The sequence below is a fragment of the Gordonia sp. NPDC003585 genome (assembly GCF_040610755.1).
In the GTDB taxonomy this organism is placed as follows: domain Bacteria; phylum Actinomycetota; class Actinomycetes; order Mycobacteriales; family Mycobacteriaceae; genus Gordonia.
Genome location: NZ_JBEXMX010000114.1, coordinates 1 through 12,140, shown reverse-complemented (window position 1 = coordinate 12,140; position 12,140 = coordinate 1). Strand labels below are relative to the sequence as shown.

The following is a 12,140-nucleotide window of genomic DNA, read 5'->3' as shown; positions in this document are numbered from 1 at the left end:
GGAGCGTCGGTGGTCGGGGTCCCGATGGGACGGCCTGGCGGGCCGCGGCGCCTCCGCCGGAATGGGCTCCGGCTTCTGCGTCGGCGCGTACTCGCGTGCCCCGGGTGGGCGGTTGCCCGACCGTCGGTCGTCCGGCCGGTGAGTGCCGGGAACGGCCGACCACGCCTGCGGAGGGTGATAGATCTCACCCGGTCGGCCGGCCGAGCGGACGGTCGCGGCGTCGGGCTGGGGTGGTCGGGGTCGCTGCGGACCACGCGGATCCTGGTACGGGCGAGGTGGCGGCTGAGGGCCTCGCGGCGGCGGGTTCGGCGGACCCTGCCTACGCATCATCGGCGGGTCCGGCTGGTTCATCACATCCAATGTACTGACGAGAGCCCCGCAGAGTTCCCTAGATAGCCGGACATTGTCGGCTCGCGAGCCCTTCGAGGCTCGCAAGCTCGCACCTCAGGGAGCGGCAGAAGGCTTCAGCCCACCCACGACAGGTGGTCGCTGAGCAGGGCATATCCGACGAATGCCACGACGTCGATGACGGCGTGGGCGATCACGAGCGGCCAGGTGCGTCCGCAGATCTGGAAGTAGCGGCCGTACACGAGGCCCATGACCACGTTCCCGAGGCCGGCGCCGAGCCCCTGATACAGGTGGTAGGTACCGCGCAACACCGCACTCGCGGCGAGCGCGCGATTCTCGCCGACACCGAGCTGGCGCAGCCGGGTGATGAAGTAGGCCACCACGATGATCTCCTCGGCCGCGGCATTACCGACCGCAACCAGGATCAGCACCGGCCACTGCCACCACGTGTCCGCCGTCGCGGGCACCAGGTGAGCGTTGACGCCCAGCGCGCGGGCGACGGCCACCAGGGCCAGCCCGGGCAGGCCGATCACCGCGGCCAACGCCAGACCGGGCGGCACGTCGCGGCGGGGCGAGAGACGACGCAGACCGGCCTGGGCGAACCCGACGCCGCTGCGCCACAGCAGGTAGACGCCCAGCGCGGCGATCGCGAACAGTCGAAGCCCGCTCATCACCTGACGGATCGCGTCGATGACGTCGAACTCCGAGCGGCTCGGGTTGAGGGCAACCGTGGTGCCGCCGATACCGCCGGCCATCTGACTCTCGATGAGCGACAGGACGGCGTAGATCGCGGAGAAGCCGAAACTCAGGACCCCGACGATGGCCAGTTCGATCCACAGCGCCCGACGCTGGGTGGGGTCGGTGATCACCTCGATGCCGTGCGAACCCGACGGGTTCCACAGGGCACGCGGCGAGAGGGCCATGGCGGCCAGATTACGGTGCGGCGATCCCCGCAGGGGGCCGGTCAGTCGGGGAGGCTGTTCATGAACGGGCAACCCGCCAGCGAACGCAGTGCGTGCGAGAGTTCGTAGACGTCGGTGACCGGTCGGGGGAAGGGGAGCCGCACGTCGGAGTCGCCGTCGACGGTCTCGATGCGGAAGCGGATGCCGAAGCGGTCGAGACCCAGCGGGCGGATGCGCCCCTTGCGGAGGTGCCGCGGGAGGCGTCGGACCAGTTGGTCGATGATGTCGGCGTGGTCGGCGTCGAGGTGGGCGATCCACCCGTTCTCGTACTCCCAGAACGGGTCGGGGGTGGCGTCGGCCAGCTCGGCAGCGCTCACCGATGCCGCGCCGGAACCGCTCGCGATCACCGCGGAGTCGATCTGCAGCCGCAGCATCGAACTGCCGTGCCCGATGTCGAGCAGGCCGCCGTCGGGATGCTCGGCAGCGATCTCGATCGCGAGGTCACGCTCGAGGTCGGCCGGAACCGGGTGCAGGACGCCCTTCAGCCAGATCAGCGACCGCACCCGTTCGCGCAGGTCGATCGGTGCGCAATCGGTGATCTCCAGCATCGCCGCGACCCCGTCGGGAGCGTCGACCACCGCCGCCATCGCGTCGCCACCGGTCGGTACCAGCACAAACGCCTGCGACTCGAAGAGATGCACCACGTTGACCGCGATGGGGTCGATGGCACCGGTGTCGGTCCCGGTCGATTCGGCACCCTCGACGGCGAGGATCGCGTCGCTGACCCGACGACATGCCGTCTGGATCATCTCGGCATCCGTCGGACGGTCGGTGACGGTTCGGGTCATGTCGGTGTCTCTCTCGGATCGGAAACGCCCGTGCCGGGCTTGCAAGGTAACCCTAACCTAATTCGAGACTGTGAGTGGAGTCAACGCCAGGATGAACAAAAGCACCCGAAGGAGTTCATCTTCTCCTCGCGGCGAGCGGTCGCAGGTGTCGACTACTGTCGTGGAGTGTCCGTGTTCGCGTACTTCGGCCCTGCCGGCACCTTCACCGAGATGGCGCTCGATCAGGCCCTTGCGACCCCGCGCATCGCCGAATCGCTGAGGCTCGGTGAGGGAGTCGAGCGGGTTGCCGCTGCCAGTCCGGGCGCGACCATCGAGATGGTGCGCAGCGGTGCCGCCGACTATGGATGTGTCCCGATCGAGAGCACGCTGGAAGGAAATGTCTCGGCGACCGCCGACGCACTCATCCCGCCCGGCGCCGGCGACAAGGGTCGGGTTCAGGTCTTCGGTGAGACGACGCTCGACATCGCCTTCACGATCGCCGCTCGCACCGCGCTCGCGCCGGACGAGGTGCGGACCGTCGCGGCCTACCCGGTGGCAGCCGCTCAGGTGCGGAGTTCGGTGGCCCGGCTCTATCCCGGGGCGGAGTTCGTGACGTCGGTGTCGAATGCCGCGGCCGCTCAGGACGTCGCGGCCGGCAAGGCCGATGCCGCGGTGACGACCGGTCTGGCGGCGGCGCTGTCGGACCTGACCGTCCTGGCCGACGGCATCGCCGACGCGCAGGGTGCAGCCACCAGGTTCGTGATCGTCGGGCATCCCGCGCCACCGCCGGCCCGCACCGGTGCCGACCGGACCGCGGTCATTCTGGACCTACCCAACGAGCCGGGCAGCCTGATGGCCGCGATGAACGAATTTGCTTCGCGCGGAGTCGATTTGACGCGTATCGAATCGCGACCCCAACGAGATCTGGACTACGGCAGGACGTTGGCGGGACACTATCGATTCTTCTTGGACGCCGTCGGGCACATCGACGACGACGCGGTTGCCGAGGCGCTCGCCGCCCTGCAGCGACGCTGCGATCGGGTGGTGTTCTTGGGTTCGTGGCCTGCCGACCGCGGCGTCGGGTCACCCCCGCCCGATCATTCGGGATCGCGTGCCTGGCTCGACGCCATGCGTCGAGGCGACGACGCCGGAGACGGGTCCTGATGGCTCGTCTTCATCTCGTGCGTCACGGCGAGACCACGTCTAACGTGATGCGCCGCCTCGACACCGCGCTGCCCGGCGCGGCTCTCACCGATTTCGGTGTGCGCCAAGGCGTTCGCTTCGCGCTCGAGAACGCGCGGACCGAGAATGCCGTGCTGGTGAGTTCGGTGGCCCGCCGCGCGGAGCAGACCGCCGGACTGATCGGCTCGGTGTGGGAGGTCGACACCGAGGTCGTCGAGGGCCTGCACGAGGTTCAGGCCGGTGACCTCGAGGACCGGACGGACGCCGACGCGCACGACGTGTTCCGCGACGTGATGGACCGTTGGCACCACGGCGATCTGGACGCGCGCATCCCCGGCGGTGAGTCGCTGGCCATGGTCTACGACCGGTACCTGCCCGTCGTCGAGGATCTCGCCGGACGGTTCCTGACCGGGCCGCAGCAGCAAGACGTCTACGTGGTGAGTCACGGTGCGGCGATCCGGCTGGTCGCCGCCCGACTGTCCGGCATCGACTCCCGGTTCGCGGCGGCAACCCACCTACGCAACACCGGCAGCATCGAACTCGAATATGTCGACGGACTCTGGGTCGTCCATCGCTGGGGTGCCGAGCAGGCGCCGTTCGGGCGCGTCGACGAACCACTGGTCGACGAGCCGATGGGCTGAGTCTCTCCGGTCGACTGACTCGAAGTTCGGTGTCAACGCCGCTGACCTGGGGAAATGCGTCAACGTGCGGCCCGCAAAATCTAGGGGACGAACTTCTTCCCCGAGGTTCGTAGTCATCCGCGAGAATTTTCTGGGGGAGGACTCCAAGGGTAGGGGAAGAAGTTTCTTCCCCTACTTTTGTGGGCGCGCGTTCCTGGCGTCGCGTTCGGCGGAACGCGACGACCGACGACGGTGACTGAGATCGGGCCCGTCAGTGTTCGCTTCCGGGACACATGCCCGGAGGACCACCGTCAGGGGCCCGATCCGGGCCAGTGGCCCCGACCTCCAACCCTTCCCGCCTCCACGATCGACGACGACGTCGGCGGGGTAGATCGCTGATCCGAAGAGTTCGGCGACCGCCCCCATGAGCTGAGAAATGCAACCCTGTCGTCGTTCGACGGGGAGGTGTGGCCAGTGAGCCGATCACCGAACCCGCCGGATCAGCCCCACCCGTTGGCGTGCAGCCACTCGTCGTCGATGCCGAAATGGTGGGCGATCTCGTGGATGACCGTCACCGCGACCTCGTGCACCACCTGATGGCGCGAGTTGCACATCGCGAGGATCGGTTCCCGGTAGATCGTGATGGTGTCCGGGAGGAAGCCGCCGTAGTCGTGGTCACGGCTGGTCAGGGCGACGCCCTGGTAGAGCCCGAGGATGTCGGGTGCTTCCGGGTGATGCGGTTCGACCAGGATAACCACGTTGTCGATGGCGTCGGTCAGCTCCGACGGGATGGTGTCGAGCGCGTCGGAGACCAGCCCGTCGAAGTCGTCGTCGGACATGTGTACGGCCACCCGATCAGCCCGCCGGTGCCGGAACTTCTTGCGGATTCGGCTGCACGCCCGGCGGCAGCGGAACCGGGGTCGGGAGTGCGCGGCCAGGAGGCGCTTGCGGTGGTGCGACCGGCCGCTTGCCGTTGATGAGCAATAGTTCTCCGCCGCCCTTGGCGTCGCCGACGAGGGTGGCAAAGCCGCCGCGTTTGTCGGGGAGCGCCAGGAAGCAGACCACCTTGCGGCTACCGGCCAGCCAGCTCGCCTCCTGGATCACCGACGAGTTCACGTTGAGGGTGGTGGCCTCGAACTTGGCCTTGCCACCGACAAACCGTTCGGCCTGGACGGGACAGATGTTGGCGAGGTAGTCGTTCTGGGTGCGGATGTTGGGCCACGGTTTGCCCGACAGGCGGTCGCCGAACCGGACCGACAAGTCGACGATGCCGGTGGTCTGGAATGCGTGCGGCTCAGCGCAGTTCACCGGATAGCCGGTTGGCTTGCGGGTGGCGCGGTCGATCCCGATGCAGGTGCCCTCCGGCCACACCAGCGACTGATCCTGGTCGGCGACCCGCCCGGAGTACTGCATGGGCTGGCCGTCGGGTCCGGATTGCTGCAGGCCGCAGCGCAGCGCCCGTGCTCCCCGCTCCCATTCGTACTGCGACGGGTACATCATGCCGACGGAGAATTTTCCGTGCGGATCGAGACGACCGGCCATGTACTCGTTGACGATCACCGGGCACTGCTCGTCGCGGATGGTGGCGAACCGGGCGTCGCCCGGCCACGGACCGTCCTCGCCGAACTCGGCGCCCGGGAACACCGAGGTGTCGAGCGCCCCGGCCACCTCGAAGCGGTGCTTCTGCGCGCAGTCCACCTTCGCCGGCTGACCCGGGTTTCCGGGCGGCCAATCCAGGCAGTCCCCGGGAACCGACTTCGCGAACGCGTTGTCCTCGATGCGTTCACTTTCGCCGATGTCGCTCTGGCCGACGCTGCCGCTGTCGTCGAAGAGACCTGCGGCGACCGCGACGACGGCAGCGACCACGGCACCGATGATGATCGCCGACAACACCACCCGCACCGGATTGCGCGCCACTGCGCCACGCCAGCCGGACACATGTGGAGGCGGCGTTGCTGCGGGCTGGTCCGTGTCGTCGGGTTCGGCGTACCCGGGTTCGACGCCGTGCTGTGTGGTGTCCCCGAGGTCGTATGCGGTGGTCTGCTCGTCGGAAGACAGATCGTCGGCGGGTGGGTCGGTGTGGAGGTCGCCGAGTTGCTCGGTCGCATTCTCGGAATCAACGCTCGCCGGCTCGTCGGCAGTCGACTCGGTCGGCTCGTCTGGGAGCCGCTGTGATGGTGCGTCATCGGTGTCGCGACGCTCGTCGTCGTCGTTCATCGCACTCCATCATGCCTGTTGGCCCGGTGTTGCCACACCTACACTCGCCATGGTGAGTGCCGAAGACAACGACATCGACCCCGACATCGCGGAACTGGCCGGGCGGCTTTTCGACATGGCGCGCGCCGGTGACACCGACGCGCTGAGTGCCTATCTGGATGCCGGCGTACCCGTCGACCTGCGAAATCAGTCCGGCGACACACTGGTGATGCTGGCCGCCTATCACGGGCACGTCGACACGGTCGCGGCGCTGATCGCACGTGGCGCCGACGTCGGGTTGGGCAACGACAAGGGGCAGACACCGCTGGCCGGTGCCGTGTTCAAGGGGCACGACGACGTGGTGCGCGCCCTGGTCGCCGCCGGGGCCGACCCCTTTGGCGGACACCCGTCGGCGGCGGACGCCGCCGTGATGTTCGGCCGCGACGACTATTCCTCGCTGTGGCACCCCGATGGCGGTGACCGGCCACTCCAGTAGGGTTTGAAGTCGTGATCGACCTGAAGATTCTGCGTGAGAACCCAGACCTCGTGCGGGCGTCGCAGCGAACTCGTGGCGAGGACCCAGGCCTGGTGGACGCCCTGCTGGACGCCGACGGCACCCGTCGGGCGGCGATCGTCGAGGCGGACGCTCTGCGCTCCGAGCAGAAGACCCTCGGCAAACAGGTCGGCAAGGCGCAGGGCGAGGAGAAAGCGGCCTTGCTGGCCAAGGGCAAGACGCTGGCCGAACAGGTGAAGGCCGCCGTCGCCCGGCAGACCGCGGCCGACGAGAAAGCGGCGGCGGCACATCGAGCCATCTCCAACATCGTCGGCGACGGCGCGCCCGCCGGTGGTGAGGACGACTATGTGGTCCTCGAGCATGTCGGCGAACCCCGACCCATCGAGAGCCCCAAGGATCACCTCGAACTCGGTGAGTCGCTGGGACTGATCGACATGGAGCGCGGCGCCAAGGTGTCGGGCTCGCGTTTCTACTTCCTCACCGGCCAGGGTGCGCTGCTGCAACTCGGCCTGCTGAACATGGCGGCTCAGAAGGCGGTGGCGAACGGCTTCTCGCTGATGATCCCGCCCGTGCTGGTGCGACCGGAGGTCATGGAGGGCACCGGCTTCCTGGGCGCCCACGCCGACGAGGTCTATCACCTCGACAAGGACGACGACCTCTACCTGGTCGGCACCTCGGAGGTGCCGCTCGCCGGGTATCACATGAACGAGATCATCGACCTGTCCGATGGACCCAAGCGCTACGCGGGGTGGTCGAGCTGTTTCCGTCGCGAGGCGGGCAGCTACGGCAAGGACACGCGCGGCATCATCCGCGTCCACCAGTTCGACAAGGTCGAGGGCTTCGTCTACTGCAAACCCGAGGACGCCGAGGCCGAACATCAGCGACTCCTGGGCTGGGAGAAGGACATGCTCGCCGCGATCGACGTGCCCTACCGCGTCATCGACGTCGCGGGCGGCGATCTCGGGTCGTCGGCCGCGCGCAAATTCGATTGCGAGGCATGGGTTCCGACGCAGAACACCTACCGCGAGCTGACGTCGACCTCCAACTGCACCACCTTCCAGGCCCGACGCCTCTCGGTGCGCTACCGCGACGAGTCGGGCAAACCGCAGATCGCGGCCACCCTCAACGGCACGCTCGCGACCACGCGCTGGCTCGTCGCGATCCTGGAGAACCACCAGCAGCCCGACGGTTCGGTGCGGCTACCGGAGGAACTCGCGAAGTTTGTGGGCACCGACGTGCTCACCGCAGGCTGATCCGAAGAGTTCGGTGACCGTCCCTCTGACCTGGGCAAATGTGGAGGGCGACCTGGCTGCAGCCGACTACCAAATCTAGGGGAAGAACTTCTTCCCCTACTTTCTGTGCCGGTTCGGGCCCCGAGGGGTCCACGAGCGCAGGATTTCCACCGTGACCACGAGTGCCGACCAGAGGGTTCGGCCATCAGTATGATTTTGTGTCCGGAATCCGACCACAAAATCATACTGATCGCCGCGACTGCGACATCGCCCTCGATGACGACCCTCTTCCCGGGTTGATGGACGTCGTGTCCGAGACGGTCCGCGTGGCGTGCCTCCGAGGGCACTATTACCTCGGAGACTTCTCACGCGAACCGTTCTGGACGACTTCACTCTTCCTGCCTCCACGATCGCCGACGACGTCGGCGGGCGGGTCGCTGACTCGAAGAGTTCCACCGCTTCCTGAGCTACCACCACCCATCGAGAGGGTTGAGAACGTCATCACGGAACACCGACGAGCGCGTACGCGGGAGCGGCGAGGTCGGTACGGTTTTGATGTGATCGCCGAACATGGAAGCCCCGGCCAGTAGATGACCGCAGGAATCGTCGTCGCCGTAGTCGGCGCATTCGCCTTCGCGGCCGCTGCAGTGCTTCAGGCACTCGGCGCCGAGCAGGTGTCGCAGCGCGCCGCCATCCGTGAGGAACGACGCAAGTCGGCGAAGGCGCACCCGTCGTTGCGGTCGACGGTCGCGACGATGCTCACCCTGCCGTTCCTGATCGGGTTCATCTTCGACATCATCGGGTTCGTCGCGACGCTGGCGTCGGCACGGATGATCCCGCTGTTCCTGTCGCAGACCATCATCTCGTCCCGCCTGGTCGCGACCGCCTTCCTGGCGATGGTGGTCCTGAAGATCGTGTTGATCCTCCGGGACTGGATCGCGGGCGCGGTGGTGGTCGTGGCGCTGGTGTTGCTCGCGGTGGCGGCCGGTAGCGAGGGCACCGACAACGAGCGGTGGATGCACTGGGTGGTGCTGGTGAGCGGGCCGCTGCTGATCGGGCTCGGGTTGCTGTGCATGCGTCTTCTGCACAGCCACATCGCGTCGGCGACCGGGTTGATCGCCGGCGTCGTGTTCGGCGTGATGGCGGTGTCGTCACGGATTCTCGACGGCGTCGACCCGCTGTCGGTGACCGAACTCTTCACCGACCCCGCCCTCTACGCCCTGATCATCAGCGGAATCGGCGGGTTCTATCTGTTCACCGTCGCGCTGCAGACCGGGTCGGTGAACGGAGCCGCGGCAGCACTGGTGGTCGGGCAGACGGTGGTGCCCGGCGCGGTCGGCATCATCTTCCTCGGCGACACGACGCGGGCCGGCTGGGGTCCGGTGGCGATCGTCGCGTTTGTCGCGGCCGTCGTCGGTGGGGTTGTGCTGGCGTCGTCGAGTGCGGTCACCGCGGTCGAGCGGGCCGACGTGACCAACATGCCGACCGGCTACGGGCACGCGCCGCGGGACACCGACATCACCGGCGAGGACATCACAGCGGGTCGGTGACGGTCAGCGTCACTCCGGGAACGTCGTCGTCGGTGACCCTTCGGATGGACTCTGTGATGATCCCGGTGAGCACCGTGCGGTTCACGAGGTCGACGCTCTTCAGGTAGAGGCATCCCTTTCCGGTGGAGTGCGGCCCGAGCGCCGACAGCGCCTCTGCGTGCGAGTCCACCCCGTCGAGCAGATACACGGTGGTCTGGCCTTTGCGTGGCGCGAAGCCGATGATCGGTGAATCTCCTTGCGTCCCAGTCGGGTACGTGTAGTGGCAGCTGCCGAAGCCGATGATCGTGCCCCACATCCGTGGCTGTGCGCCGGTGATCACGCGAAGCAGCGAACAGAGCTTGGTCGCACTGTCGCGGCGCGACGCGGGCGTCAGGTCGGCGATGAACTGGTCGACGTCGGCATCTGAGGGTTCCACAATTCCCGATTCTCCCGCACCCGACGACCGCGTGGCGTGAATACTGACTCCCATGGTGATCGGCGCATGGTGATCGGGATCGTCGCGGCCGTCGTGGCGGCACTCGCCTACGGGACCGCGTCGGTGTTGCAGGCCAAGGGCGCGCAGAGCGTCACAGATCACCCGGACGGAGCGGCTCCGTCGCTGCGTTCGACGATCACAGCGATGCTGACGGCGGCGTTTCTCGCCGGCCTGGCCCTCGACGGACTGGGATTCGTCGGAAACCTGGTGGCGGCCAGGCTGATCCCGCTGTTCCTGGCGCAGCCGATCGTGAGTGCGAACCTCGTGGTCACCGTGGTGCTGGCCACCATCGTGCTCGGCGCGCGGCTGAGCCCCCGGGATTGGACCGCGATCGGCGTGGTTGTGGTGTCCCTCGTGGCGCTCGGGTTCGCCGCGGGCGAGGAAGGCCGGAACAACGAGTGGTGGCTGCACTGGGCGTTGTTGGCAGTGGCGCTCGGCCTGATTGCGCTCGCGCTCATCGGATTGCGCCTGATGACGTCTCGTGTCGCGGTTCTCGCCGGCTTGACCGGAGGCGTGCTGTTCGGGCTGATGGCAGTGGCGATCCGGATTGTCGACGGTGTCGATCCATTCGATCTCGCGACGATCCTGACCGATCCTGCCGCGTATGCGGTGGTCATTTGTGGACCGGCCGGTTTCTACATGTTCACGGTCGCGCTGCAGACCGGGTCGGTGAGTGCCGCGTCGGCGTCACTCGTCGTCGGTGAGACGGTGGTGCCGGGGGTGATCGGCATCGTGCTGCTCGGTGACACCACCCGAGCGGGCTGGGGTCCGGTGGCGCTCGTGGCGTTCATCGCCGCGGTCATCGGCGCGGTGGTGGTGGCGATGTCGCCGGTGGTCGAGGTGGTCGAATCGGCCGGGTGAGGCCGGGCGTGGCAGGTTCGTCGGACGCGGTCGTCGGCGATGCGCAATGATCTTTCCCATGGCTCATGGTTCGCGGCGTAGTTGCCGCAGTGTGGTTTTCCCCAGTGTGGTTCTCCCCAGTGTGGTTCTCCGCAGTGCGGTTCTCGCGGTCTTCGTGGCGCTTCTCGTCGGCAGCGGTCTTGTCGCCTCGCCAGCGAGTGCAGCGCCACCGGTCCCGCCGTCCGCCGACCCGTTCTACACGCCGGATGGCCCGATCGCCGGACGCGCGCCCGGCGCCATCCTGAAGACCCGCGTCGTGCAGCTGGGCCTGAGTGGGCGCCAGCTGCCGGCCACGGCAACGCAGTTGCTGTATCGCACCAACGACCAGTTCGGGAAGCCGTCGGCGACGGTGACCACCATCATCTCGCCGCCCGGCGCGCGACCGGGTACACCGCGCCGGGTGATCTCCTATCACGCCTTCTACGACGCACTCGGCTCCGAATGCGATCCGTCGTACTCCCTGCGTGGTGGTGCGACGTCGAACTCGCCGCTCGACGCCGTGGTGATCTCCGGGATGCTCGCCGCCGGGTACACCGTGGTGGTGCCCGACTACGAGGGCCGGAATCTGCGCTGGACGATGGGTCTGGAGGCGGGGCACGCGGCCCTCGACAGCGTGCGCGCGGCGCTGCGGTATCTGCGCGCTCCCGTCCGCACTCCGATTGGGCTGTACGGCTATTCGGGCGGTTCCGTCCCCACCGGCTGGGGAGCCGAGATCGCGCCACGTTATGCCCCGGAGCTCAACATTGTCGGTGCCGCCGCGGGTGGGGTGGTGGTCAATCCGATCCACAATCTCGCCTATGTCGACGGCAGCCAGAAATGGGCGGGCGTCATACCGGCGCTGATGACCGTCTACAACGAGACCTACCGTCTCGGTATCTCGAAGTACCTGTCACCCAAGGGCGTTCGGGTGCTCAGCCAAGTGCGCGGGGAGTGCATCATCAACTTCGCGAGCAAGTATCCGGGCCTGACCGACGAGTCGTTGCTGCGCCCGCAGGTCGGCAGCCTGCTCAACGTGCCAGGAATGCGCGCGGCCGCGGAACAGAACATCATGGGTTCGCGCGGCACTCCGCGTGCTCCGATGTTCTTGGGCGTCGGCAAATCCGACGCCACCGGTGACGGGATCATGATCACCGGGGACGTCCGAGCCCTTGCGTCGACCTACTGCCGACGCGGCCTCCCGACGACGTTTCAGGAATACCGCGGCCTCAAGCACAGCGACGCGTTGTTCCCGTGGAGCGTGGACGCCCAGCGATTCCTCAACCAGCGGTTCGCCGGGGCGCCGGCGGGTGGTTGCGGCCGCTGATCCGAAGAGTTAGGTGACTAGCGCTCTGGCCTGCGCATAAGCGTCCACCACCCCACCGCTCTCTGAGGTGCCCGAGGCGCCGGCCGAGGGA

Annotated in this window: 12 protein-coding genes and 1 pseudogene; 7 read left to right on the top strand and 6 right to left on the bottom strand. The window is 67.6% G+C overall.

Translation table 11 applies throughout. From position 1 onward, the window contains the following. From ABZW74_RS22380 to ABZW74_RS22370, 3 genes and pseudogenes are all read right to left on the bottom strand, one after another. Positions 1-351: pseudogene (locus ABZW74_RS22380) on the bottom strand (hypothetical protein); the annotation flags it as partial. 113 nt (positions 352-464) lie between these two features. Then, positions 465-1,271 carry a CPBP family intramembrane glutamic endopeptidase gene (locus ABZW74_RS22375; RefSeq protein WP_355279471.1) on the bottom strand — a complete coding sequence of 269 codons (807 nt, stop codon included), beginning with the start codon at positions 1,269-1,271 and terminating at the stop codon, positions 465-467. A 41-nt stretch (positions 1,272-1,312) separates the two neighbouring features. After that, positions 1,313-2,098 carry a DUF2470 domain-containing protein gene (locus ABZW74_RS22370; RefSeq protein WP_240857363.1) on the bottom strand — a complete coding sequence of 262 codons (786 nt, stop codon included), beginning with the start codon at positions 2,096-2,098 and terminating at the stop codon, positions 1,313-1,315. A 165-nt stretch (positions 2,099-2,263) separates the two neighbouring features. Between ABZW74_RS22370 and pheA the strand changes: the two genes are divergently transcribed. Beyond that, complete coding sequence (gene pheA / locus ABZW74_RS22365; RefSeq protein ID WP_355279467.1) at positions 2,264-3,241, top strand: prephenate dehydratase; 978 nt, start codon at positions 2,264-2,266, stop codon at positions 3,239-3,241. Then, entirely contained in the window at positions 3,241-3,900 is a 660-nt protein-coding gene (locus ABZW74_RS22360; RefSeq protein ID WP_240857361.1) for a histidine phosphatase family protein, read from the top strand. The genes pheA and ABZW74_RS22360 overlap by 1 nt, the downstream gene beginning before the upstream one ends. 479 nt (positions 3,901-4,379) lie before the next feature. Here ABZW74_RS22360 and ABZW74_RS22355 read toward each other — a convergent pair whose 3' ends face one another. Together ABZW74_RS22355 and ABZW74_RS22350 are read right to left on the bottom strand one after the other, a co-directional pair. Beyond that, positions 4,380-4,730 (bottom strand): metallopeptidase family protein, encoded by a 351-nt coding sequence (locus ABZW74_RS22355; protein WP_355279464.1) that lies wholly within the window; start codon positions 4,728-4,730, stop codon positions 4,380-4,382. A gap of 4 nt (positions 4,731-4,734) precedes the next feature. Then, on the bottom strand, positions 4,735-6,096 hold the full coding sequence (locus tag ABZW74_RS22350; RefSeq protein WP_355279461.1) for a septum formation family protein: 1,362 nt from the start codon (positions 6,094-6,096) through the stop codon (positions 4,735-4,737). 49 nt (positions 6,097-6,145) lie between these two features. Between ABZW74_RS22350 and ABZW74_RS22345 the strand changes: the two genes are divergently transcribed. The 3 genes from ABZW74_RS22345 (at position 6,146) to ABZW74_RS22335 (ending at position 9,371) form a co-directional block, all read left to right on the top strand. Then, entirely contained in the window at positions 6,146-6,571 is a 426-nt protein-coding gene (locus ABZW74_RS22345; RefSeq protein WP_355279458.1) for an ankyrin repeat domain-containing protein, read from the top strand. An 11-nt stretch (positions 6,572-6,582) separates the two neighbouring features. After that, positions 6,583-7,842, top strand: coding sequence for a serine--tRNA ligase (serS, locus tag ABZW74_RS22340; protein WP_355279456.1), 1,260 nt, complete (start codon positions 6,583-6,585; stop codon positions 7,840-7,842). Positions 7,843-8,411: 569 nt separating this feature from the next. Next, the gene (locus tag ABZW74_RS22335; RefSeq protein WP_355279453.1) at positions 8,412-9,371 is read left to right on the top strand and encodes an EamA/RhaT family transporter; all 960 of its coding nucleotides are present in this window, start codon (positions 8,412-8,414) and stop codon (positions 9,369-9,371) included. On the opposite strand, the gene ABZW74_RS22330 is transcribed toward ABZW74_RS22335, so the two are convergent. Then, on the bottom strand, positions 9,355-9,840 hold the full coding sequence (locus ABZW74_RS22330; protein WP_355279450.1) for a DUF1801 domain-containing protein: 486 nt from the start codon (positions 9,838-9,840) through the stop codon (positions 9,355-9,357). The two genes, ABZW74_RS22335 and ABZW74_RS22330, sit on opposite strands and share 17 nt — an antisense overlap. A gap of 12 nt (positions 9,841-9,852) precedes the next feature. Here ABZW74_RS22330 and ABZW74_RS22325 point away from each other — a divergent pair, with 12 nt between their 5' ends. Both ABZW74_RS22325 and ABZW74_RS22320 read left to right on the top strand, forming a co-directional pair. After that, the gene (locus tag ABZW74_RS22325) at positions 9,853-10,707 is read left to right on the top strand and encodes a DMT family transporter (RefSeq protein WP_355279447.1); all 855 of its coding nucleotides are present in this window, start codon (positions 9,853-9,855) and stop codon (positions 10,705-10,707) included. A 154-nt stretch (positions 10,708-10,861) separates the two neighbouring features. Then, a complete protein-coding gene (locus tag ABZW74_RS22320) occupies positions 10,862-12,049 on the top strand; it encodes a lipase family protein (protein ID WP_355279473.1) in 1,188 nt (395 codons plus the stop codon). Positions 12,050-12,140 lie beyond the last annotated feature (91 nt).